This window comes from Streptomyces sennicomposti (genome assembly GCF_019890635.1).
Lineage (GTDB): Bacteria > Actinomycetota > Actinomycetes > Streptomycetales > Streptomycetaceae > Streptomyces > Streptomyces sennicomposti.
Genome location: NZ_JAIOAB010000023.1, coordinates 1 through 23096, shown reverse-complemented (window position 1 = coordinate 23096; position 23096 = coordinate 1). Strand labels below are relative to the sequence as shown.

The following is a 23096-nucleotide window of genomic DNA, read 5'->3' as shown; positions in this document are numbered from 1 at the left end:
CCGTCAGGGGCTCCGGGCGGCCGAGCCGCCCGGAGCCCCTGGCTGTTCCGTCAGCCCAGTCCGGGGGCCAGTTCCTCGGTGATGCGCTGGGAGGCGCCGCGCGCCGCCTTCTGCGCGTCGCCGCCGGACAGGACCTTGGTCATGTACGGCTTGATCGGGTTGTCCGCCTCGACCGCCGCCCACAGCGGGGTGCTGGGGGTCGCCCGGCCGTGCGCGGCGCCCGCCGCCATGGCCGCCACCCCCTCCTCGTCGGCGACGGCGGAGGCGAGGGTCGTCTTGTTGGGGACGTAGTTCATGGTGCGGGCCAGCTCGGTGTCCCACTTCGCGCCGGTCAGGGCCGCCACGACGGCGACCGCCGCGTCCCGGTCGTCGGTGTTCCTCGGCACGATGAGGTCGGAGCCGCCGGTGAACACGGAACCCGGCCGCTCGGCGGTCTTGCCCGGCACCGGGAAGAAGCCCAACTGATCCTTGAGCGCGGGGTTCTTCTGGATGATCGCCTGGGCCAGCCCCGGCGGCGCCACGATCTGCGCCACCTTCCCGCCGGCGAACACGCCCGCCTGCGGCGGGTGTTCCTCGTCGGCGCCGACCGGCCCGTCGCCGAGCGCCTGGAGGCGCCGGTAGAAGTCCATGCCGCGCAGCGCTGCCGGGGTGTCCAGCGTGCCCGTCCAGACGCCGCCGCTCTGCTTGGCCAGTTCGCCGCCCTCGTCCCAGATGAACCCGGACAGCGTGTACCAGTCCTGTCCGGCCAGGTAGATGCCCTGGTTGCCGCCGGAGTTCAGCTTCTCGGTGGCGGCGAGCCACTCGTCGCGGGTGCGCGGCGGGGTGGTGATGCCCGCCTTCTCGAACAGGTCCTTGCGGTAGATCACGACGCGGTTCGCCGCGTACCAGGGGATGCCGTACTGCGCGGAGTTGTCCTGGCCGGGCTCGGCCAGACCGGGCAGCCAGTCCTGCATGTGCCAGTCCCGCATCGACTCCAGCGTGAGATTGGTGAGCCGGCCGTCCTGGACGTACTGGGCGACCTGGGTGTTGCCGACCTCGATGACATCGGGGCCGTCCGCCGCCTTGCCGCTGAGCGCGGCCTGCACCTTGGGGCCGATCCCCGTCCATTCCTGGATGCGGATGTCGAGGCGCAGATCGTCGTGGCTGCGCTCGAAGTCCTCGGTGAAGCGGTCCAGGAAGTCCTGCGAGGCGCTGTTCTTCATCAGCCAGACGGTGACGGTGTGCCGTCCGCCGCCGTTGCCCGGCAGCACACCGCACGCGCTGACCAGGGAGGCGGAGGCACAGACGAGGGCGAGGAGGCGACGTCTCACGAGGGGTCCTTGCTTTTCTGTCAGCGGACAGGGAGAAGATCCCGACGTGGGGGGCCGAGCACGCGCTCGTACGGGCGTGCTGGGATTTTGGTATGGACCAATGCGGAGGTCAAGTCACACAGTGGTCACGGTCCGCACACCTCGCGCCGCGGCCGGGGATACGGCACGGTGGAGTGACGTGTGACATATGTGTCACGGACGGACGGATGCGACGTCGCCGCCACCGGCGTCGTCAGCGGCGTCACCGCCGAGAGGAGCACCCGCATGAGCGACCACACCTACCGGGTCACCGAGATCGTCGGCACCTCGCACGAGGGGGTCGACGAGGCCATCCGCAACGCCGTCTCGCGCGCCTCGCAGACCCTGCGCAACCTGGACTGGTTCGAGGTGACCCAGGTCAGGGGCCAGATCGAGAACGGTCAGATCGAGCACTACCAGGTGGGCCTGAAGGTCGGCTTCCGCCTCGAGGAAGCGGGCTGAGGAGTCCGGCCTCACGGCAGACGGACGGGTGGGACGGGGCGGGGCGGGGGGGGGCCGTCAGGTCCGCCCCTGCCGCTCCTGCGCGTCCTTCAGCTCGGCGGACGGCGCGGCCCAGCGGGCGCGCAGCACCCGGAAACCCGCGGCCTCGGCGTCCGCGCAGACCAGCTCGTCGTCGTCCACGAGAACGTGGATCTCCCGGTCGCGGGCGAGCCGCCGCAGGGTCTCCAGCTTGGTGCGGCGGGCGGGCCGCCGGTCGGCGTCGCGCCGCATGTGGACGTCGCCCTCGGGCAGCCCATGGGCGGCGAGCCAGTCCAGCGTGTCCCGGCGGCACCGCTCCGGCCGCCCGGTGAGGTAGACGATCTCGCACGCGCGGGCGCTCTCCCGGGCGAGCCGTACGCCCTCCTCGATCGGCGGATCGGCGGGCGCGGCGGCGAAGAAAGCGTCCCAGTCCCGTGGCCGCCGCTGAAGGAACCGCTGCCGGTGCGCCGTGTCGGCGAGGGTGTTGTCCAGGTCGAACACGGCCAGGGGCCGCTCGCTGCTCTCCGTCACACCGCACACCCTAGGCCCCGGAACGGGCCGCCCGCCCTGCGCCGGTACGGGCCACCCGCCCGGACACGGACCGGAGCGCCGGTACGGGCCGGGCCGCACGTCCGGATGCGGGCCCGGGCGCGGCCCCCGATGCTGGGTACATGTCCGGACCACTGCCCGTGACCGTGCACCCGCCCTCCCCGACGGGCGGCCGCCGCGTGCGTGTGAACGGCGAGATCCTGGGGCTGGCCTACAGCATCGCGGACGTCGCCGAGTTCCTGCGCCGCGCCGGTCTCGACGTCGACACCGTGGAGGTCTCCGTCTCCCCGCTCATCGACTGGCGCGGCGGCGGCCCCGAGTACTGGGGCCCGGAGACCGACGACGCCACCTCCTGACGACTCCCGCGCGGGCGCCCCCGTCGGCCGCGGGGTCCGCGTGGCCGGCCCGGCCTCCCTCCCCGGGGGCGGCGGGAATCACCGGCGTCCGCCCGTGTTGAACCCGGTGTGAGTTCAGTGATCGCGAACACCCGTTTCTCCGTGCTCGACCGCTCGCGCACCCGCGAGGGCCGCCCGGCCGCCGAGGCGCTGCGGGACACCGTGGAGCTGGCGCGGGCGGCCGAGGCGCTCGGCTACCACCGCTTCTGGGTGTCCGAGCACCACGGCGTGCCGGGCGTCGCCGGGTCCGCGCCGACCGTGCTGGCCGCGGCCGTGGCCGCCGCGACCCGGACCATCCGGGTCGGCACGGGCGGGGTGATGCTGCCCAACCACCGGCCGCTGGTCGTGGCCGAGCAGTTCGGCGTGCTGGAGTCGCTGTTCCCGGGACGGATCGACATGGGGCTGGGCCGCTCGGTCGGCTTCACGGACGGGGTCCGCAGGGCGCTGGGCCGCGACAAGGAGGACGCCGACGACTTCGAGGCGCAGACGGCGGAGTTGCTGGGCTGGTTCGAGGGGACGTCGCCGACGGGCGCGCACGCCCGGCCCGCTGAGGGGCTGCGGGTGCCGCCGTTCGTGCTGGCGATGGGCGCGGGCGCGCTGATCGCGGCGCGCGCGGGCCTGCCCATGGTCATCGGCGACCTGCGCGACCGGGAGAAGCTGCTGCGCGGCGTCGACCGCTACCACGCCGCGTTCCGCCCCTCGCCGTGGGCACGGGAGCCGTACGTCGTCATCTCGGGCACGGTGGCGGTGGCGGCCACACCCGGGGCGGCCCGGCGGCTGCTGCTCCCGGAGGCCTGGTCCATGGCCCACGCCCGCACCCGCGGCACGTTCCCGCCGCTGCCGCCCGCCGAGCGCGTCGAGACGCTGCCGATGACCGCGAAGGAGCGCGGCTTCTACGAGTCGGGCCTCGCCGGCCACATCGCCGGCACCGAGGAGCAGGTGCGGGACGCGCTGGAGACGGTCCTGAAGGAGACGGCCGCGCAGGAGGTCCTGGTCACCACGAGCACGTACGACCGCGAGGCCCTGCTGGACTCGTACCGCCGGCTGGCGGGACTCTTCACGGGATAGTCCGCGTACCATCACATTCTCTGCACCGACGGCGCGGCGGGCTCAACTCCTCGCCGTGCGCGTCCCGCAGACAGGCGATCACGTGCGAAGGGACCATCTGTGAGCGACAACGGCTCCGGCGGGAGGGTCCTCCCGGCGCGTCCCGGCGACCCCGCGCGCATCGGCCCGTACCGCGTCGTCGGCCGGCTCGGCGCGGGGGGCATGGGCACCGTGCACGCGGCGCTCGCGCCCGACGGAACCCGGGTCGCGGTGAAGGTGATTCACCCCCAGCAGGCCCAAGAGCCCGAGTTCCGGGCCCGGTTCAGGCGCGAGGTGGACCTGTCCTCGCGTGTCAGCGGGCCCTACCTCGTGCCGCTGCTCGCCGCGGACGCCGACGCACAGACCCCGTGGCTGGCCACCGCCTACGTCCCCGGCCCGACCCTGAACGAGCACGTCCTGGCGCACGGCCCGCTCGGCGGGGCGAGCCTGCACGCGCTCGCGACGGCCACCGCGCGGGCCCTCGCCGACGTGCACCGCGCGGGCGTCGTCCACCGTGACGTGAAGCCGCAGAACGTCATCCTGACGCCGTCCGGGCCGCGCGTCCTGGACTTCGGCATAGCGCACGCCGTCGACGGCACCAGTGTCACCCGTACCGGCGTGATGACCGGGACGCCGGGCTGGATCAGCCCGGAGCAGTACCGCACCGGGGCCGCGGGGCCCGCGGGCGACGTGTTCGCGTGGGGCGCGCTCGTGGCGTACGCGGCCACGGGGCGGCTTCCGTTCGGGGCCGGAGCGCCCGATGTGGTCGCGTTCCGGGTGATGTCGGGCGAGCCGGACCTGGACGGCCTCCTGCAGTCACTGCGGGGCGTCGTGGAAAGGGCGTTGGCGAAGGACCCCGAGGACCGTCCGTCGGCGGCCGAGGCGGCCCGGGAGTGCGAGGAGTCGCTGGCGGTCCAGGCGACGCAGGTGGTGGACGCCCACGCGCTGCCGACCATGGCCGGGGACGTGGTCGCCGCCGTGTGGGACGTACCGGCCGGCGCCGATCCCACCTGGCACGCGCCCGCAGGCCGGTCCAAGAGGCGGGTGGTGGGCGCCGTGGTGCTCGCGGCGGCGCTCGTGGGCGGGCTGGCGGGCGGTGCGGTGGCGCTGATGCCCTCCGGCTCCGGGGGCGGCGGGCACGCGGCGGCGGACTCCGCGACCACGGCGGGGCCGGGAAAGGCGTCCGCGAGCGCGGCGCGCAGCGGCGCGACGGCGGAGCAGAAGCGGAGCACGGACACGAGCGACGGCCCGCCGACCGCCGTGAGCTGGGCCGAGGCGCGTACGGCACAGGGCGCGGGCGAGCACGACGTGGCGCAGGCGATGCTGCACGACGAAGGCACCCTCGACCTGGGTGAGGGCGCGGCCTTCACGCCGGGCGGCGTCCGCTTCCACCCGTCCCGCCGGGAGGTGTACTTCTCCTACCGGCTCTCCTCCGACGAGGCGGGGACGATGTACGCGGAGACGCGGATCGCCGGGACGATGTGCGAGTCCCTCAGGGACGTCGTCCTGCGCCTGCACCCGGACCTGCCGTACCGCACGTATGTCATGGTGAAGGAGGAGACGGGCCGCGACCCGCAGGTGACCTGGCAGGACGACTTCGTGACCAACACCCGTTGCACATCAGGCGCGGAGGACGACGACGGCGAAAACACCGGCTCCGTACCGGACTGGCAGCCCGGCGACGACGGCCTGGCACAGGCGATGATCCCCAGCACCGACGGCGACGAGATCCGCGTCGCCGACCGCGCCGCCCGGAACATCATCGAGCGGAGCAACGCGATGCGCCGGACGCTCGGCACCGACCGGACGCTCGGCAACGCGCAGATCAAGGTGGGCTTCGACCCGGGCGACTCGGCGATGTACGTGTGGTCCGACTACGTCCGCTGGAACCAGGAGCAGGTCGACACCTGGGCGGCCATGGCCGCGGGGGTGGCCTGCCGCGCCCTCGTCGCCCAGCGGGACGCGAGCGCGAACTGGCCGTACGACCGCTACGCCGTGGCGGAGGTGGGCGCCTCCGGCTATCTGATGGTCCGCTGGGGCACAGCCGACTCCTCGGCCGACTGCCCCGCCTGACACCGGGGCCGAGGTCTCCCGCCGGTCGTGACTTGACCCTCGACCTGGTCGAGGGCCCAGGGTTGCGGTCGTGGAGAACGACATGTACAGCATCGGCGAGCTGGCCCGGGAGAGCGGGCTGAGCGTGAGCGCGCTGCGTTTCTACGACCGTGCCGGTGTGCTGGTCCCCGCCCGGGTGGACCCGGCGAGCGGCTACCGCTGGTACGGCGCCGGGCAGCGCGCCGAGGCGGCGGTGCTGGCGCGGCTGCGCCGGGCCGGGATGCCGCTCGCCGACATCCGCCTCGTCCTGGCCGGCTGGTCCGGCGCCGACCCGGACCTGGTGCGGGGCCTGCTCCAGGCACACCTGCGCCGTCTCGAACGGGGCCTGTCCGACGCACGCGAGGAGTTCTCCGCGCTCCGCGCCCGACTCGACCGCAGGGAGAACCCCATGCCCGCGCTTCCCGCCACCCCCGTCCACCTCGCCCTCCCGGCCCCGGAGTTGGCCGCCGCCCTGGACGCGGTCCGCTTCGCGGCCGGTACGGACCCGGAACTCCCGATGCTCGGCGGCGTCCTGCTCGACATCGAGGACGACGCTCTGCGCGTCGTGGCCACCGACCGCTACCGGATGGCGATCGCCCGGACCCGCACCACGACCCACGACGGCCCGCACACCCAGGTCATCGCACCCCTCCCGCTGACGGACGCGATCCGCGCCCTGCTCGACGGCGAGGAGACAGCCCAACTCGTCGTGGAGGGCGACCGCTTGACGCTGGACACCGGAGACCGTCGGACGACCGGCTGGTGCCTCGACCACGACTTCCCCGACTACCGCCGCCTCCTCGACCTGCCGACCGGACGCCGCGCCCGCATCGACACGGCCGCTTTCCGCACGGCCCTGGAGACCGGCCCGGTCCACGCGAGCGAGCCACGCCAGCAGGACGGCGCGCCCCGCGACCTCAGCGTGCTCAGGGTGACGGCCGACGGCACGGTGACCGTGTGCGGGGACGGCGACGACACGTCCGACACCGTCGCCTTCGACCGCGACTACCTGCTGCACGCCCTGACAGCAGCGGCCCGCCCCACCCTGACCCTGGAGTTCGGCACCCCCGCCACACCCCTGGCCGTCCGCCGCCCCGACGACGAGGACACGTTCTCGATCCTGATGCCGGTGCGGCTGAGCGAGTAGGCGACGATGGACGGCCTGAGGCGGCGCGCCTCAGCCGGGGTGGGCGGTGCTCGGCGGGAGGCGGCGGTCGGGGGCGCGTAGAATGGTGGGGTTTGTCCGTCCCTATGTTCGGAGTGTCGTCACATGTGCAGCAGCCACGACCCCTACGTCCGTGTGCGTGGTGCCCGGGAGCACAATCTTCAGGGGGTGGACGTCGATGTTCCGCGGGACGCGCTGGTGGTGTTCACCGGGGTGTCGGGGTCGGGGAAGTCGTCGCTGGCGTTCGGGACGGTGTACGCGGAGGCGCAGCGGCGGTACTTCGAGTCGGTGGCGCCGTATGCGCGGCGGCTGATCCATCAGGTGGGGGCGCCGAAGGTCGGGGAGATCAGCGGGCTGCCGCCGGCCGTGTCGTTGCAGCAGCGGCGGGCCGCGCCGACCTCGCGGTCGTCCGTCGGGACGGTGACCAATCTGTCCAACTCGCTGCGGATGCTGTTCTCGCGGGCCGGGGAGTATCCGCCGGGTGCGGAGCGGCTGGACTCGGACGCCTTCTCGCCGAACACCGCGGCCGGGGCCTGCCCGGAGTGCCATGGGCTCGGACGGGTGCACCGCACGAGTGAGGAACTCCTCGTCCCCGACCCATCGTTGTCCATCCGCGAGGGCGCGATCGCCGCGTGGCCGGGGGCCTGGCAGGGCAAGAACCTGCGGGACATCCTGGACGCCCTCGGCTACGACGTGGACCGGCCCTGGCACGCGCTGCCCGCCGAGCAGCGCGAGTGGATCCTGTTCACGGACGAGCAGCCCGTGGTGACCGTGCACCCGGTGCGCGACGCCGACCGCATCCAACGGCCCTACCAGGGCACGTACATGAGCGCCCGGCGGTATGTGATGAAGACGTTCGCCGATTCGAAGAGCCCGACGCTCAGGGCCAAGGCCGAGCGGTTCCTCGCCTCCGCGCCGTGCCCGGTGTGCGGCGGCAGCAGGCTGCGGCCCGAGGCGCTGGCGGTCACCTTCGCGGGGCGCACCATCGCCGAGCTGGCGGCGCTGCCGTTGTCCGAGCTGGCCGGGAGTCTGCGCGGCGCCGGCGAGGTCGCCCGGGTTCTGACCGACGACCTCAAGTCCCGTATCGCGCCCGTCGTGGAGCTGGGTCTCGGCTACCTCAGCCTGGACCGTGCGACGCCCACCCTGTCGTCGGGCGAGCTGCAACGGCTGCGGCTCGCCACGCAGTTGCGCTCGGGGCTGTTCGGTGTGGTGTACGTGCTGGACGAGCCGTCGGCGGGACTGCACCCGGCGGACACCGAGGCCCTGCTGGCGATGCTGCGGCAGCTGAAGGCGGCGGGCAACTCGGTGTTCGTGGTGGAGCACCATCTCGATGTCGTACGGGGCGCGGACTGGGTCGTGGACGTGGGGCCGCTCGCCGGGGAGCACGGCGGGCGGGTGCTGCACAGCGGGCCCGTCGCCGAACTGGCGGGCGTCGCCGGGTCGGCCACCGCCCGTTTCCTGTTCGGGCGCACCGAGGAGCCTGTTCGTCAAGTCCGGTGCGGGCATGGCACGTTGAAGGTCGGGCCGGTGAGCCGGCACAACCTGCGCGCGGTCACGGCCGAGTTCCCGCTCGGCGCGTTCACCGCCGTCACGGGTGTGTCCGGGTCGGGGAAGTCCACGCTCATCGGTGAGATCACCGAGGACCTGCCCGGCGTCGGGCGGCTGGTCCGCGTCGACCAGAAGCCGATCGGGCGCACCCCGCGCTCCAACCTGGCCACCTACACCGGTCTGTTCGACACCGTGCGGAAGGTGTTCGCCGGCACGGACGAGGCCCGCGCCCGCGGGTACGGGGTCGGGCGGTTCTCGTTCAACGTGTCCGGCGGGCGGTGCGAGACCTGTCAGGGCGAGGGCTTCGTGAGCGTGGAGCTGCTGTTCCTGCCGAGCACGTACGCCCCGTGCCCGGACTGCGGCGGCGCCCGGTACAACCCCGAGACGCTGGAGGTGACGTACCGGGGGCGGAACATCGCGCAGGTGCTGGATCTGACGGTGGAGGCCGCGGCGGAGTTCTTCGCCGACAACCCGGCCGTCTCCCGCAGCCTGGGCGCCCTGCTGGACGTCGGCCTCGGCTATCTCCGGCTCGGGCAGCCCGCGACCGAGCTGTCCGGCGGCGAGGCGCAGCGGATCAAGCTGGCGAGCGAGTTGCAGCGCGGGCGGCGCGGGCACACCCTCTATCTGCTCGACGAGCCGACGACCGGGCTGCATCCCGCCGATGTCGAGGTGCTGATGCGGCAGTTGCACGGGCTGGTGGACGGCGGGCACACCGTGATCGTGGTCGAGCACGACATGTCCGTCGCCGCGGCCGCCGACCACGTCGTCGACCTGGGGCCGGGCGGCGGCGACGCGGGCGGCCGGATCGTGGCGGCGGGCACTCCGGCGGAGGTGGCCCGCACGGCGGGCAGCGCCACGGCGCCCTATCTGGCGCGGGCGCTGGACGGAGGGGGCTACGGGGACGGCAAGGGCGGCGGGGCTGCCGGACGTCGCTGAGACGGGGCTGACGGACCTCGCCGAGTGCCGGGCCGGGGACGGAACCGAGACCGTTCATCGGTCCCTGTGCGCGGAGCCGGGGAGTCCCTCATGACCCCCGGTTCGCCGACCGTAGGCGTACCGGCGGCACCACCCAGCCCCGCGCACGGCCTCGCCCCGTCGTCGGGCTCGGCCGCGCGGGCCAGGGTGCGGCGGTCGGGGTGGGCGCCCGGCGGGACGGCGGGGCGTATCTCGACCTCGGCCGTCAGGCCGCGGGCCGAGAGCACCCGCCACACCGACGCCAGGAGGGTGTCGTCGCCGACGAAGGCCGGTGCGGTGCTGGCCTCTCCCCCGGCCTCCAGGTAGCGGATGCGGACCGGCTGCACCGGTACGCGGGCGTCCAGCGCGGCCTGGAAGACGGCCCGGTGGAAGCGGCCTCGGGCCCGCCCGCACCAGGTGCTGCCCTCGGGGAACGCCGCGACCGCCGAGCCCCCGCGCAGCGCCGCGGCGATCCGGGCGACGGTGTCCGGCAGGGCGCGCAACCGGTCGCGTTCGATGAACAGGGCGCCGCCGCGCGCCACGAGCGCCCCCGCCACCGGCCAGCGGCGGATCTCGGTCTTGGCGAGCATCCTGGCCGGGCGCACCGCCGCCAGCAGGGGGATGTCCAGCCAGGAGACATGGTGGGCGACCAGCAGGAGGCCGCCGGCGGGGGCGGCGGGGCCGGTGACGCGGACGCGGACTCCCGCCGCGCGCACGATCGCCCGGCACCACCGTCTGATCCAGTCGGCCGGTACGCGGCGGCCGAGCGGCGAGAGGGCCACCCCGGCGAGCAGCAGTGCCAGGACCGCCGTGAGCCGCAGGACGGCGCGCGGTACGGCCGCCGCCGAGCCCGTCGCCTTCACGCACGCCCCCGGGGTGCAGGGGGCGGTGGGCAGCCAGGCGCTCATCAGGCCGGGACGAGGGAGAGGAAGTGCCGCAGATAGCGCGGGTTGACCTGGCGCATCGACAGCAGCACGTACAGGTCGGCGACGCCGAAGTCGGGGTCGTGGGCGGGTTCGCCGCACACCCGGGCGCCCAGGCGGAGGTAGCCGCGCAGCAGGGCGGGCAGCTCGGTGCGGGGCGCGGGCCCGGCCGGGCCGGTGGCCGCGGGGCGCGGCGTCCACGGCAGCAGCGGGCGCACCCGGTGCTCCGGCGGCGCGAGGTGTTTGGCGGCGACCCGGTTCCAGGTGGCCGTGGCGAGGGCGCCGCCGTCGGCGAGGGGTATGGAGCAGCAGCCGGCGAGCCATTCGTGGCCGCGGTCGACCATGTAGCGGGCCAGTCCGGCCCAGATCAGGCCGATGACCGTGCCGTCGCGGTGGTCGGGGTGCACGCAGGAACGGCCGACCTCGACCAGGCCGGGGCGGATGGCGTCGAGCCGGGTGAGGTCGAACTCGCTCTCGGCGTAGAGGCGTCCGGCGACGGCGGCCCGCTCGGGCGGCAGCAGGCGGTAGGTGCCGACGACCTGTCCGGTGCCGGTGTCGCGCACCAGCAGGTGGTCGCAGTACGCGTCGAAGGCGTCGATGTCGTGGCCGGGCTGCGGGGTGGTGAGCAGGGCGCCCATCTCGCCGGCGAAGACGTCGTGGCGCAGCCGCTGCGCGGCCCGTACGTCCTCCTCGTCGCGGGCCAGGCCGACGGTGTAGCGGGTGGGGGCCGTGGGCTGTGGGGGGCTGGCGAGTGCGGTGCCGCCGGTCATGGGTGCCTCCTGGTCGCGGTCCGGTGCGGAAGACGGGTGCGGAAGACGGACGGGGACGGCGGACCGGCGGTGCGGTCCGTCGTCCCTGTTCTCCCGATGCCGGCTGTCCTCAGCGTGACCGGTGCCAAGAGGGCGGGTGTGCGGTTGTTGAATGCCCGGGGTGCCTGGCGGGACCGGGGATGAGCACCACTCCCGGTCCCGCCCGTCCGCACCCTGTCGGCGAACGTGTGTCGGCGGTGCGGGCTACCGCTTGGCCGCCTTGCGGGTGGCCCGCAGCCACTCCTTGTTCATGCTGGTGATGGAGACCAGGGGGATGCCCTTGGGGCAGGCGGTGGCGCACTCGCCGGCCAGGGTGCAGCCGCCGAAGCCCTCCTCGTCCATCTGGGCGACCATGTCCAGGACGCGGGTCTCGCGCTCGGGCGCGCCCTGCGGCAGGACGCCCAGGTGGTTGACCTTGGCGGAGGTGAAGAGCATGGCCGCGCCGTTGGGACAGGCGGCGACGCAGGCTCCGCAGCCGATGCACTCGGCGTGCTCGAAGGCGAAGTCGGCGTCCGGCTTCGGTACGGGTGTGGCGTGGGCCTCGGGGGCGGAGCCGGTGGGGGCGGTGATGTAGCCGCCGGCCTGGATGATCCGGTCGAAGGCGGAGCGGTCGACCACCAGGTCCTTGACCACCGGGAAGGCGGCGGCCCGCCACGGCTCGATGTCGATGGTGTCGCCGTCCTGGAAGGACCGCATGTGCAGCTGGCAGGTGGTGGTGCGCTCGGGGCCGTGCGCGTCGCCGTTGATGACGAGGCTGCACGCGCCGCAGATGCCCTCGCGGCAGTCGTGGTCGAAGGCGACCGGGTCCTCGCCGGCGAGGATGAGCTGTTCGTTGAGGACGTCCAGCATTTCCAGGAAGGACATGTCGGGCGAGATGTCGTCCACCTGGTAGGTGGACATGGCTCCGTCGGCGCCGGCGTTCTTCTGCCGCCAGACGCGCAGGGTGAGCTTCATGCGTAGCTCCGCTGGGTGGGGTGGACGTACTCGAAGACCAGGTCTTCCTTGTGCAGGACGGGAGCCTCGCCGGTGCCCGTGAACTCCCAGGCGGCGGCGTAGCCGAACTCGTCGTCCTTGCGGGCCGCCTCGCCGTCGGGGGTCTGGGACTCCTCGCGGAAGTGGCCGCCGCAGGACTCGGCGCGGTGCAGGGCGTCGAGGCACATCAGCTCGGCCAGTTCCAGGTAGTCGACGATGCGGTTGGCCTTCTCCAGCGACTGGTTGAACTCCTCTCCGGCGCCGGGGACCTTGATGCGCCGCCAGAACTCCTCGCGGATCTGCGGGATGCGCTCCAGCGCCTTGCGCAGTCCGGCCTCGGTGCGGGCCATGCCGCACAACTCCCACATGAGTTCGCCGAGTTCACGGTGGAAGGAGTCGGGGGTGCGGTCCCCGTCCACGGACAGCAGCAGGTTGAGGCGGTCCTCGGTCTCGGCCAGGACCTCCTGGACGACCGGGTGGTCGTCGGTGACCGGCTCCTGGCGCGGGTGGCGGGCCAGGTAGTCGTTGATGGTGGCCGGCAGGACGAAGTAGCCGTCGGCCAGGCCCTGCATCAGCGCGGAGGCGCCGAGGCGGTTGGCGCCGTGGTCGGAGAAGTTGGCCTCGCCGATCGCGAACAGGCCCGGGACGGTGGTCTGCAGGTCGTAGTCGACCCACAGGCCGCCCATCGTGTAGTGCACGGCGGGGTAGATCCGCATGGGCACCTGGTACGGGTCCTCGTCGGTGATCCGCTGGTACATGTCGAAGAGGTTGCCGTACTTGGCCTCGACGGCCTTCCGGCCCATCCGCTTGATGGCGTCGGCGAAGTCCAGGTAGACGCCCTGGCCGCCGGGGCCCACACCGCGGCCCTCGTCGCACACGTTCTTCGCGGCGCGGGAGGCGATGTCGCGCGGGACGAGGTTGCCGAAGGAGGGGTAGATGCGCTCCAGGTAGTAGTCGCGCTCGTCCTCGGGGATCTCGTTCGGCGGGCGGGTGTCGCCCTTGGCCCTGGGGACCCAGATGCGGCCGTCGTTGCGCAGCGACTCGCTCATCAGCGTCAGCTTGGACTGGTGGTCGCCGGTGCGCGGGATGCAGGTGGGGTGGATCTGGGTGAAGCAGGGGTTGGCGAAGTAGGCGCCGCGCCGGTGCGCCCGCCAGACGGCGGTCGCGTTGGAGTTCATGGCGTTGGTCGACAGGTAGAAGACGTTGCCGTAGCCGCCGGAGGCGAGGACGACCGCGTCGGCGAAGTAGGTGTCGATCTTCCCGGTGATCAGGTCGCGGGCCACGATGCCGCGGGCCCGGCCGTCGACGACGATCAGGTCGAGCATCTCGGTGCGCGGGTGCAGCTCGATGTTGCCGGCGGCGACCTGCCGCGACAGCGCCTGGTAGGCGCCGAGGAGCAGTTGCTGGCCCGTCTGGCCGCGGGCGTAGAAGGTGCGGGAGACCTGGACGCCGCCGAAGGAGCGGGTGTCGAGGAGGCCGCCGTACTCGCGGGCGAACGGCACGCCCTGCGCCACGCACTGGTCGATGATCTCGACGGAGATCTGGGCGAGGCGGTGGACGTTGGACTCGCGGGAGCGGAAGTCGCCGCCCTTGACGGTGTCGTAGAACAGCCGGTGCACCGAGTCGCCGTCGTTGCGGTAGTTCTTGGCGGCGTTGATGCCGCCCTGGGCGGCGATGGAGTGGGCGCGGCGCGGGGAGTCCTGGTAGCAGAACTGGACGACGCGGTAGCCCTGTTCGGCGAGGGTGGCGCCGGCGGAGCCGCCCGCGAGGCCGGTGCCGACGACGATCACCGTCTGCTTGCGCCGGTTGGCCGGGTTGACCAGCTTGGCCTCGAAACGGCGCTTGTCCCAGCGCTCGTTGATGGGGCCGGCGGGGGCCTTGGTGTCGGCGACGGGCTCGCCGGTCGTGTATGCGGCGTAGGAGGTCATGTCAGCTCACCACTCCGGTCATGACGCCCACCGGTACGGCGATGAAACCGGCCGTGAGCAGCAGTGCGAGGACGTCGGCGACGGTCTTCAGGGCGCGGTCGCGGGCGCGGCTGCCGACGCCGAGGGTCTGGGCGGCGCTCCAGAAGCCGTGCCGGATGTGCAGGCCGAGCGCCAGCATGGCGACGATGTAGATCACGTCGCCGTACCAGGTGGAGAAGGTGTCCACGACGTTCTGGTACGGGTGGCCCGGCTGGAAGCCGCCGGAGTGCACGGTGCCGGTGGTCAGGTCGAGCAGGTGCCACACGATGAACAGGCCGAGGATGATCCCGCCCCAGCGCATGGTGCGGGTCGCGTAGCTCGCCCGGGGCCGCTTGTGCACGTACTTGTTCGGGCGCGCCTTGATGTCGCGGCGGCTGAGCTGGTACGCGCAGACGGCGTGGGCGACCACGGCGGCCACGAGGACGACGCGGATCAGCCAGAGCGTCCACTCGTAGTGCATGAACGGCTCGCCGACGGTGCGCAGCCAGTGGGCGTAGTGGTTGAACTCACCCGGCCCGAAGAAGATCTTCAGGTTCCCGATCATGTGGGCGACCAGGTACAGCAGCATGATCAGGCCGCTGACCGCCATCACGGTCTTCTTGCCGACGGTCGAGTCCCACACGGTACGCGCCATGGACGGCCGTCGGTCCGTCCGCGTTGCCAGAGCCATGGGGACGACGCTAGGGCCGAACGGCCCGATCGGTCCAAGACATGGTCCGCCTTGTTTCGATAGGGGTGGGCTATCGTGGCCGGGTGCAGTTCCAACAGCTCCAGTACTTCGTGGCGGTGGCCGAGACCCGCCATTTCACCCGGGCCGCCGAACTGGTCCATGTCGCCCAGCCGTCGCTGTCCCAGCAGATCAAGGCGCTGGAGCGGGAGCTGGGCGCGGATCTCTTCCTGCGGGCGCGGGGCAACATCACGCTCACCGACGCCGGGGAGGCGCTGCTCCCGCTGGCCCGGCGCATCCTCGCCGACGCGGACACCGCCCGGCACGAGGTGCTGGAGCTGGCGCAGCTGCGGCGGGGGCGGGTGCGGCTGGGGGCGACGCCGAGTGTGTGCACCGGGCTGCTGCCGGATGTGCTGCGCGCCTTCCACGACCGCTATCCGGGCGTCCACCTGCTGGTGGAGGAGAGCGGCTCGCACGATCTCGTACGGCATCTGGCGCGCGGGGCGCTCGATCTCGCCCTGGTGGTGCTGCCGCTGCCCTCGCCGTCGCCCGCGCTGACCACGGTGGAGCTGCTGCGGGAGGACCTGGTGGTGGTGTCCTCGCCGGAGGCGGCGGCGCCCGGCGGGGAGGGGCGGCGGACGGTGCGGATCGCCGATCTGGAGGGGGAACGGCTGGTGATGTTCCGGCACGGGTACGACCTGCGGGAGCTGACGGTCGCGGCGTGCCGGGCGGAGGGGTTCGAGCCGGAGTTCGCGGTGGAGGGCGGGGAGATGGACGCGGTGCTGGGTTTTGTGCGGGCGGGGCTGGGGGTGGCGGTGGTGCCGCGGATGGTCGCCACTCGGTCGGGGCGGGGGTTGCGGGTGACGGCGTTGGCCCGGCCCGGTCTGCACCGGACCATCGCGCTGGCGCACCGCAGTGATGTGGCTCCGCCTCGGGCGGCTCGGGAGTTGCAGCGGATGCTGTTGGAGCGGTGAAGTGTCCTCCGGGGGTTTGAGCGGTTTTGGGTGGTTGCTCGGTGTTTTCGGGTGCGGGTGTGTGGGGTGGTTGGGCGCGCCGTTCCCCGCGCCCCTTGCGGGGCGTTTCGGTGAGTTGTCGGGTGCGGGTTCGTGGGGGTTGAGCGCGCCGTTCCCCGCGCCCCTTGCGGGGCGTTCGGTGGGTTGTCGGGTGCGGGTTCGTTGGGGTTGAGCGCGCAGTTCCCCGCGCCCCTTGCGGGGCGTTCCGTCGGGCTTTCGGGTGCGGGTGCGCTGTGGCTGGGCGCGCCGTTCCCCGTGCCCCTTGCGGGGGTGGGTCAGGTTGTTCGGGTGGCCGGCTTCAGGGTCTCTTCGCACCACTGGTGGAAGCTCGTCGGGGCCGTGTCCGGGGTGCTGGGGGTTCCGATGCCGTAGAAGTCCTGGTCGTCGAGGGCCTGGGCCATGTCGGCCAGGCCCTGGGCCCAGGCCTCGGAGGCCCCGAGGCGCAGCAGCGTCTCGCGGTACTCCGCCGGGGCGGTCCGCCGTACCCGGACGGGGCGTCCCAGCACCTCGGAGACGACACCTGCCATCTCCTCGGTGGTCAGCGCGTCGGGGCCGACCGTGGGGACGTCCCGCTGACCGCTCCAGGAGCCGTCGAGCAGCAGCCGGGCCGCCGTGGCCGCGATGTCACGGGTCGCGCAGGTGCGCAGGACGCGGTCCCGGCCCATGGCCAGAGCGAACTCGCCCCGGTCGCGGATCGACGGGACCTGGCCGAGCAGGTTCTCCATCAGGAAGGGCGGGCACAGCGCACGGTAGTGGACGCCCGTCGCGCAGATCCGGTCGTCCATGGCCAGCGAGGCCGAAATCTGCCCGGCGTTCTTCGCCACGCCCCGCCCCAGCGTGGAGACGGCGACCACGCGTTCCACCCCCTGGGACCCGATCACCTCGCACAGCGCCTCGGTGAAGGCGGCGAAGTGACCCTCCACGCTGTCCGCCCGGAAGACCGGCGGCACCAGCCAGAACACCCGGTCGGCGCCCGCGCAGGCCGCGGCGAGGACACCGGGGTCGGCGTGCGAACCCTGGAACACCTCCGCGCGCTCCCGCGCCCGCGGGGTCAGCCGCTCCGGGTCGCGGGCGATGACACGGAGCCCGCCCACCGCGTCGTCCGGGGCGTCGAGGAGGCGGTCGAGCAGTTGCCGGCCGATCTGGCCGGTCGGTGTGGTCACAACGATCACGTCGAACTCCGGGGAGGGGTATTGGGGGGTGAACAGGACGCCTGTACGGCGGCTTGGGCGGGGGCGTGGGAACGGCCCCGGCACGACTCGATCCTGCGTCGTGGCGCGGTCGAACTGAAGGATCGTTCCGGTCCGGGTTGTTACCTTGGGGGTCATACCGAGGAGAGGGGGCGTCGTGGAATCACGTCCGCTGCGCTACTTCGTCGCCGTCGCCGAGGAGCTGAACTTCGCCCGTGCGGCGGAGCGGCTGGGCATCTCGCCGCCGCCGCTGTCCCGCGCCATCCGGCTGCTGGAGGCCGATCTCGGCGTCACCCTGTTCGAACGGACCACCCACAGTGTGGCGCTGACCCGGGCCGGCGAAGTGCTGCTCACGGAGGCGCGGATCGCGCTGGACGCCCTGGAGGCGGCCGGGCACCGGGCGCGGCGCGCGGCGGCCCCGGCGCGGGAACTGGTGCTCGCGGTGAAGGCCGACGGCGACGCCGGGCTGCTGGAGCCGATACTGAAGCGGTACGCGGACGAACCCGGGTCCGTGCCGGTCGCGGTCCGGCTGTGCGGGTGGCGTGAGTCGCCCCGGCTGCTGCGCCGGGGCGAGGCCGATGTGGCGCTCGTGCACGAGCCGCACGACCGTACCGGCCTCGACAGCGAGACGCTGGCCGCCGAGCCGCGGGTGGTCGCGCTGGCGGCGGACCATCCGCTCGCCGCCCGCGCGGTCCTCGCTCTCGGCGACCTCGAACCCCTACCCGAGGACGCGTTCGGGCCGCGCGTGCGGGCGCACGGCGAGGGGCACGACCTCGCGCAGGTGCTGACACTCGTCGCGCTGGGCGAGACGGTCCGGCTGCTGCCGGCCTCCGTCGCCGGGCGCTATCCGCGGCCCGGCGTCGTGTACCGGCCGGTCCCGGACGCGCCGCCCGCCGTGCTGGCGATCGCCTGGCCGCAGCAGTCCCGTTCGACGGCGGTCGCGGCGCTGGTGCGGGCCGCGGTCGCCGCGGCCGGGGCGGTACGGCCGCCGTGAGGGGGGCTCCGCCGGCTCGTACGGGGCGGGCCCCTCGGGGCCGGGTGCGCAGTTCCCCGCGCCCCTCAGGGGGCGTTCCGTCCGGCTTTCGGGAGCGGGTGCGTGGGGGCTGAGCGCGCCGTTCCCCGCGCCCCTTGCGGGGCGTTCCGGCACGTTGTCCCGTGCGGGTGCGTGGGGGCTGAGCGCGCCGTTCCCCGCGCCCCTTACGGGCGCTTCGCCGCGTTGTCCGGTGCGGGCTCGTCGGGGCTGGGCGCGCCGTTCCCCGCGCCCCCGACAGGGGCGCGGGGCGGGTCAGCCTGTGGCGTCTGCCAGGGCCAGTTCGTGGAGGCGGTCCGGGGGGCCCGGGCGGGCGTAGTACCAGCCCTGGGCCGTGTCGCAGCCGAGTATGCGCAGTTGCTCGGCCTGCGCGCCGGTCTCCACGCCCTCGACGGTGACCGCGAGGTCCAGGCTGTGGGCCAGGGCCACGATGCCCTCGACGATCTTCAGATCGACCGGGTCGGCCGGGAACTGCTGCATGCTCCGGGTGAAGGAACGGTCCAGCTTGAGCACGCTCACCGGCAGCCGGCGCAGATTGGCCAGGTTGGAGTAGCCGGTGCCGAAGTCGTCCAGGGCGATGTCGACGCCCATCTCGGCCAGCCGGTGCAGCGGTTTGAGCACGTCGTCGTCCGCGCCGATCAGCGCCGACTCGGTCACCTCCAGGCACAGCGCGTCGGGCGCCACCCCGGTGCGCTCCAGGATGTCCACGGTGTCCTGGACCAGGCCGGGATGCTGGAGCTGGCACGGCGAGAGGTTGACGTTGATGCGCAGCGAGCCCTCCGCGCCGTCGCCGTACAGTTCGCGCCACTTGCCGGCCTGGCGGACCGACTGTTCCATGACCCAGCGGCCCAGCGGGACGATCAGCCCGGTGTGTTCGGCGAGCGGGATGAACCGGTCGGGGCCGAGCACCCCGTGCTGCGGGTGCAGCCAGCGCACCAGCGCCTCCGCACCGCGCACGCTGCCGTCGCCGAGGCGCACCAGCGGCTGGTACTCGATGAAGAACTCGCCCCGGTCCAGCGCGGCGGGCAGCGCCGTGGTCAGTCCGTGCCGGGTGATGGCGCGGGCGTCGGCCTCCGGGTCGGCCAGCTCGAAGCGGTTGCCGCCGGCCGACTTGGCCCGGTACATGGTGATGTCGGCGCTGCGCAGCACCTCCGCCGCGCTGCGCTCCCCCACCGGCCCCTCCACGACGCCGATGCTGCCGCGCACGGTCAGCTCGCGGCCGTCGATGCGGATCGGGGCGACGAGCGCGTTCATGATGCGGGCCGCGAGTTCGTCCACCTCGCGCCGGCTGTCGGGGCCGGTGGTCAGCGCGACGAACTCGTCGCCGCCGAGCCGGGCCACCATCTCGCCGGGTGCGGTCGCGCACGACTGGAGCCGGTCGGCGACCTCGACCAGCAGCCGGTCGCCGGCCGCGTGCCCGAGGCTGTCGTTGATGGTCTTGAAGCCGTCGAGGTCGAGGTAGCACAGGCCGAAACGGCGGCCCTCGCCCGAGTTGAGCGTCTTCTCCAGCCGCTCGAAGAACAGCGTGCGGTTGGGCAGCCCGGTCAGCGCGTCGTGGGTGGCCTCGTAGCGCAGCCGCAGGTTGAGCAGCCGCCGCTCGGTGGTGTCCTCCATCAGCGCCAGCTGGTACTGCGGGTTGTTGTCGGCGTCGCGCAGCAGGGAGACGGTCAGGTTGGTCCACAGGACCGTGCCGTCGGGCCGGTAGAAGGCCTTCTCCACGTGGTAGTGCTCGCGTTCGCCGCGCACCAGCTCCTCGTAGAGCCGCCAGATCTGCGGCGCGTCCTCGGCGTGCGTCCACTCCTGCACCTTGCGGCCGCGCATGGTCTGCTCGGAGCCGCCGAACATGCGCAGCAGCGCGCCGTTGACCTGGAGGATGTTGCCCTCCAGGTCGGCGATGCCGATGCCTATGGCCGCGCCCTCGAACACCGCCCGGAAACGGGCCTCGCTGGCGTGCAGCGCCTGCGCGACGACCCCTTGGGCGCGCAGCGCGGCCTGGGCGATCGCCTCCTGCTCGGCGAGGGTGCGCTCGCGCAGCGCCCGTGCGAACCCGGCGGCCATCGCGTGCTGGAGCCGCGAGGAGCGGGCGCGCAGGTCCTCCTGGTCGCCGTCCTCGCCGCAGTAGAGCACGAGGTAGGCGTCGACGCAGTCCAGGGAGCGGCTGAGCGCCTCGGGGGCCGTGCAGTGGGCGTCGACGAGCGCGGCGCCGACCGCCTCGCCCTCGGCGGCGTCGAAGGCTCTCGCCCGCAGCGCCCGGCTCAACCGGCGGGCCAGCGGCAGCAGTTGCTCCTCGAACTCGGGGCGGGTCAGCGAGGTGGAGGTCACCGGGAAGACCGCCCGGCTCCAGATCGTCGTGAGCCGGCGCAGCCTGTCCTCCGGCCCGTCCGGCTGCGCGCTCACGCCGTACGTCCCACGCCGGCGAAACCGGAGAAGGCGTAAGGATCCTCGTCCTCCGGCGCCGTCTCGGGCCGCCAGAGCGGCATCGGCACCAGTCCGGGCTCCACCATGTCGTACCCCTCGAAAAACCGCGCGATCTGTTCGCGCGAGCGCATGATCAGCGGGTTGCGGATGTCCTTGTACACGTCGACCGCGCCCTCGCTGCGCTCCGGCGGCAGCGGGATCCCCTCGTACGAGGCGTGCGTGAGGACGAGCAGGCTGCCGGGCGCGAGCGCGTCGCGCAACTCGGCGACCGCAGCGTACGGGTCGTCCGTGTCTTCCACGAAGTGCAGTATGGCAACGAGAAGCAGCGCCACTGGCCGATTCACGTCGATCAGGGCGCGCAGCCGGGGGCTCTCGAGGATTTCCCGGGGCTTGCGCAGATCGGCCGCGACCACGTCGGCGTCGTCGTTGCCGGCCAGGACGGCCTCGCTGTGGGTGACGGCCACCGGGTCGTGGTCGACGTACACCACGCGGCTGCCGGGGCGGGCCGCCTGGGCGATCTCATGGACGTTGCCGAAGGTGGGGATGCCGGAACCGATGTCCAGGAACTGGGTGACGCCCTCGTCCAGCGCGAAGCGCACGGCGCGCCGCATGAACGCCCGGTTGGCCTGCATGATCTTTGGCAGTCCCGGCAGGTGTTCCATGGCCTTGCGGGCGGCTTCCCGGTCGACCTCGAAGTTGTGCGAACCGCCCAGGTAGTAGTCGTAGATGCGGGCGACGCTCGGCACCGAGATGTCGATGCTCCGCGGCGCCCAGGCGGGACGCTCCATCTGCTCTCCACAACGTAGGCGATCCGGTGTTCGAGCTGAGGCTACTGATCGCCCGCCGAAGGAGCGAGCGGAAACGGAAATTGACCATCCGTTCCCGGTCACCACCTGCGCTCACGCGCCCGTCCGGCCCGGCATCGGGGTGGATTGCCGCCGATGTGCGGGCATGGTGCGGCACGCGCCGATACGTCGCCGAACATGGCGAACCGCCCCCTCCGTGCGGTGCGGAGGGGGCGGCCCGGTCCATGGCGCGCCGTCGTGCTCGTCCGGTGCTTCGGTGTTCCCGTCAGCCCTCCCTTCGCTGCTGCGGCACCGGGGGACGGACGATCGGCCCTGGGGAGGTGATCACTTCTTGGGCGCGCCGACCGGCTTTCCGTCCGGGGAGACGGCGTACCAAGTGCCGCCGATTCCCTGGCCGTTGACGTCTCCGGGCAGCTTGTCGCCGGAGTAGGTGTAGATCGGCCAGCAGTTGACGGTCATCTGCTTGACGCCGTCCGGCCGGGTGAAGCCCATCAGGCCCTTCTTCCGCACGCCCTTGGTGTCGTTCCCGGGCACGGGCGCCACGGCCGGCCACTTCTCCAGGCAGGCGCCGGTGCAGGCGGAGACCGGCTTGGGCCAGGCCTCGTCCTTGAGGAAGCGGTAGACCGTCATGCCGTTCTTGTCGACGACGATGTCGCCGAGTTCGGTCTTCTTCACCGACAGGCCCGGCAGGTCGGCCAGCGACGCCTTCTTGCCGTTGGGCGCGAGCGCGTACCACTTGCCGCCCACGCCCTGGCCGCCGACCTGACCGGCCTTGGTGTCCTTGGCGTAGCGGTACGCGGGCCAGCCGCCGATGGTGAGCTGCTTGCTGCCGTCGGAGCGGGTGACCTCGCCGAGCATGGCCTTGTCGACACCGGCGCCGGCGGTGGCGTCGTCGGCGGGGACCGGCGGCCAGGCCGTGGCGCAGTCGCCGTCGCAGTTGGACTTGGGCGGCTCGGCGGTGTCCTGGTCGAAGCGGTACAGGGTCATCCCCGCACTGTCCGTCAGCACCTTGCCCAGCTCGGCGTTGTCGGTCACGGCGAGCTGCCCGGCCGGCTTGGCGGCGGAGCCCTGCTGTCCGTCGGCGCCGTAGCCGTTGCCGGCGCCCGTGCCGGTCTGGCTGCCGATGCCGGCGCCCGCGCCGGAGCCGCCGAGGCCGTTCGCCGGGGCCGTCGCCCCGACGTTCTGGCTGCCCGCCGCGGGGGCGCCGTCCTGACCGCACGCCGTCGTCAGAGCCAGAACGGCCGCCGCCGTCGCCACGAGCGAGGCGCTCCGCCAGGAGGTCTTCATCGTCAACTCCCCATAATCACAAGGGTGTTGCAGCGCCCTGCTGCGCCGCCGCACGACATTGGTTACGCATCGCGGGGGCGGTCGCGTTCAACGGCGGCGCGAATTTCTTCCCGGGGGATGCGATGTGTTTCGGCCGACCCGGACGGGGCGGCTGCCAGAGCGACGGCTCATGGAGGGCGGTTCCGGACGGGCATCGCCGGTTCCGGGAGGGGGTGGCTTCGGTGCGGGCGGCACTCCTCGACCTCCGGGCGGGACGCCCCGATCTCCGGGCAGCGCGCTTCGGTCTCCGGGCGGGACGCCTCGACCTCCGGGCGGGACGCTTCCGTCTCCGTGGGTGTCGGGGCGTACGCACGTCCGGTTCCGCGACGGCCCCGCGGCCCGTGCCGCAAACCCCGGTCCGCCCTATTTCCCCAGTTCG

The 23096-nt window shown here is 73.2% G+C and carries 19 protein-coding genes; 8 read left to right on the top strand and 11 right to left on the bottom strand.

Annotated elements, in window-relative coordinates; all coding sequences use genetic code 11:
• Positions 1–50 precede the first annotated feature (50 nt).
• On the bottom strand, positions 51–1310 hold the full coding sequence (locus K7787_RS15385) for an extracellular solute-binding protein (protein WP_169436255.1): 1260 nt from the start codon (positions 1308–1310) through the stop codon (positions 51–53).
• Positions 1311–1574: 264 nt separating this feature from the next.
• On the opposite strand from K7787_RS15385, the gene K7787_RS15380 reads away from it, so the two are divergent.
• Positions 1575–1790, top strand: coding sequence for a dodecin (locus K7787_RS15380; RefSeq protein ID WP_027758690.1), 216 nt, complete (start codon positions 1575–1577; stop codon positions 1788–1790).
• A 57-nt stretch (positions 1791–1847) separates the two neighbouring features.
• Here K7787_RS15380 and K7787_RS15375 read toward each other — a convergent pair whose 3' ends face one another.
• Positions 1848–2339, bottom strand: coding sequence for a phosphatase domain-containing protein (locus K7787_RS15375; protein ID WP_009191770.1), 492 nt, complete (start codon positions 2337–2339; stop codon positions 1848–1850).
• 140 nt (positions 2340–2479) lie between these two features.
• Here K7787_RS15375 and K7787_RS15370 point away from each other — a divergent pair, with 140 nt between their 5' ends.
• The 5 genes from K7787_RS15370 (at position 2480) to K7787_RS15350 (ending at position 9578) form a co-directional block, all read left to right on the top strand.
• Positions 2480–2713 carry a hypothetical protein gene (locus K7787_RS15370; protein WP_043261583.1) on the top strand — a complete coding sequence of 78 codons (234 nt, stop codon included), beginning with the start codon at positions 2480–2482 and terminating at the stop codon, positions 2711–2713.
• 108 nt (positions 2714–2821) lie between these two features.
• Positions 2822–3820 carry an LLM class flavin-dependent oxidoreductase gene (locus K7787_RS15365; protein ID WP_223001752.1) on the top strand — a complete coding sequence of 333 codons (999 nt, stop codon included), beginning with the start codon at positions 2822–2824 and terminating at the stop codon, positions 3818–3820.
• A 99-nt stretch (positions 3821–3919) separates the two neighbouring features.
• Positions 3920–5911: a serine/threonine-protein kinase gene (locus K7787_RS15360; RefSeq protein ID WP_223001751.1), complete on the top strand. Its 1992-nt coding sequence runs from the start codon at positions 3920–3922 to the stop codon at positions 5909–5911.
• Positions 5912–5981: 70 nt separating this feature from the next.
• Complete coding sequence (locus K7787_RS15355; RefSeq protein ID WP_308036367.1) at positions 5982–7076, top strand: DNA polymerase III subunit beta family protein; 1095 nt, start codon at positions 5982–5984, stop codon at positions 7074–7076.
• A gap of 123 nt (positions 7077–7199) precedes the next feature.
• Positions 7200–9578: an ATP-binding cassette domain-containing protein gene (locus K7787_RS15350; RefSeq protein ID WP_223001750.1), complete on the top strand. Its 2379-nt coding sequence runs from the start codon at positions 7200–7202 to the stop codon at positions 9576–9578.
• On the opposite strand, the gene K7787_RS15345 is transcribed toward K7787_RS15350, so the two are convergent.
• The 5 genes from K7787_RS15345 to K7787_RS15325 all read right to left on the bottom strand — a co-directional run bounded on the left by K7787_RS15345 (position 9536) and on the right by K7787_RS15325 (position 14901).
• The gene (locus tag K7787_RS15345) at positions 9536–10504 is read right to left on the bottom strand and encodes a lysophospholipid acyltransferase family protein (protein WP_223001749.1); all 969 of its coding nucleotides are present in this window, start codon (positions 10502–10504) and stop codon (positions 9536–9538) included. The two genes, K7787_RS15350 and K7787_RS15345, sit on opposite strands and share 43 nt — an antisense overlap.
• A complete protein-coding gene (locus K7787_RS15340) occupies positions 10504–11289 on the bottom strand; it encodes a GNAT family N-acetyltransferase (RefSeq protein WP_009191763.1) in 786 nt (261 codons plus the stop codon). Before K7787_RS15340 ends, K7787_RS15345 begins: the two co-directional genes overlap by 1 nt.
• 243 nt (positions 11290–11532) lie before the next feature.
• Entirely contained in the window at positions 11533–12282 is a 750-nt protein-coding gene (locus K7787_RS15335; protein ID WP_019985419.1) for a succinate dehydrogenase/fumarate reductase iron-sulfur subunit, read from the bottom strand.
• The gene (locus K7787_RS15330) at positions 12279–14228 is read right to left on the bottom strand and encodes a fumarate reductase/succinate dehydrogenase flavoprotein subunit (RefSeq protein WP_164387776.1); all 1950 of its coding nucleotides are present in this window, start codon (positions 14226–14228) and stop codon (positions 12279–12281) included. The genes K7787_RS15335 and K7787_RS15330 overlap by 4 nt, the downstream gene beginning before the upstream one ends.
• Position 14229: 1 nt before the next feature.
• Positions 14230–14901 carry a succinate dehydrogenase gene (locus tag K7787_RS15325; RefSeq protein ID WP_019985421.1) on the bottom strand — a complete coding sequence of 224 codons (672 nt, stop codon included), beginning with the start codon at positions 14899–14901 and terminating at the stop codon, positions 14230–14232.
• Positions 14902–15020: 119 nt separating this feature from the next.
• Between K7787_RS15325 and K7787_RS15320 the strand changes: the two genes are divergently transcribed.
• Positions 15021–15908, top strand: coding sequence for a LysR family transcriptional regulator (locus K7787_RS15320; protein ID WP_164387777.1), 888 nt, complete (start codon positions 15021–15023; stop codon positions 15906–15908).
• A 314-nt stretch (positions 15909–16222) separates the two neighbouring features.
• On the opposite strand, the gene K7787_RS15315 is transcribed toward K7787_RS15320, so the two are convergent.
• Complete coding sequence (locus tag K7787_RS15315) at positions 16223–17119, bottom strand: NAD(P)H-binding protein (RefSeq protein ID WP_223001748.1); 897 nt, start codon at positions 17117–17119, stop codon at positions 16223–16225.
• Between the two features lie 175 nt (positions 17120–17294).
• On the opposite strand from K7787_RS15315, the gene K7787_RS15310 reads away from it, so the two are divergent.
• Positions 17295–18131, top strand: a complete 837-nt coding sequence (locus K7787_RS15310) for a LysR family transcriptional regulator (protein WP_223001747.1) — start codon at positions 17295–17297, stop codon at positions 18129–18131.
• Positions 18132–18422: 291 nt separating this feature from the next.
• On the opposite strand, the gene K7787_RS15305 is transcribed toward K7787_RS15310, so the two are convergent.
• The 3 genes from K7787_RS15305 to K7787_RS15295 all read right to left on the bottom strand — a co-directional run bounded on the left by K7787_RS15305 (position 18423) and on the right by K7787_RS15295 (position 22678).
• A complete protein-coding gene (locus K7787_RS15305) occupies positions 18423–20564 on the bottom strand; it encodes a putative bifunctional diguanylate cyclase/phosphodiesterase (RefSeq protein ID WP_009191758.1) in 2142 nt (713 codons plus the stop codon).
• Positions 20561–21373, bottom strand: a complete 813-nt coding sequence (locus K7787_RS15300; RefSeq protein ID WP_164387780.1) for an SAM-dependent methyltransferase — start codon at positions 21371–21373, stop codon at positions 20561–20563. The genes K7787_RS15305 and K7787_RS15300 overlap by 4 nt, the downstream gene beginning before the upstream one ends.
• Positions 21374–21715: 342 nt before the next feature.
• Positions 21716–22678 (bottom strand): SCO0930 family lipoprotein, encoded by a 963-nt coding sequence (locus tag K7787_RS15295; protein WP_223001788.1) that lies wholly within the window; start codon positions 22676–22678, stop codon positions 21716–21718.
• Between the last annotated feature and the right edge of the window lie 418 nt (positions 22679–23096).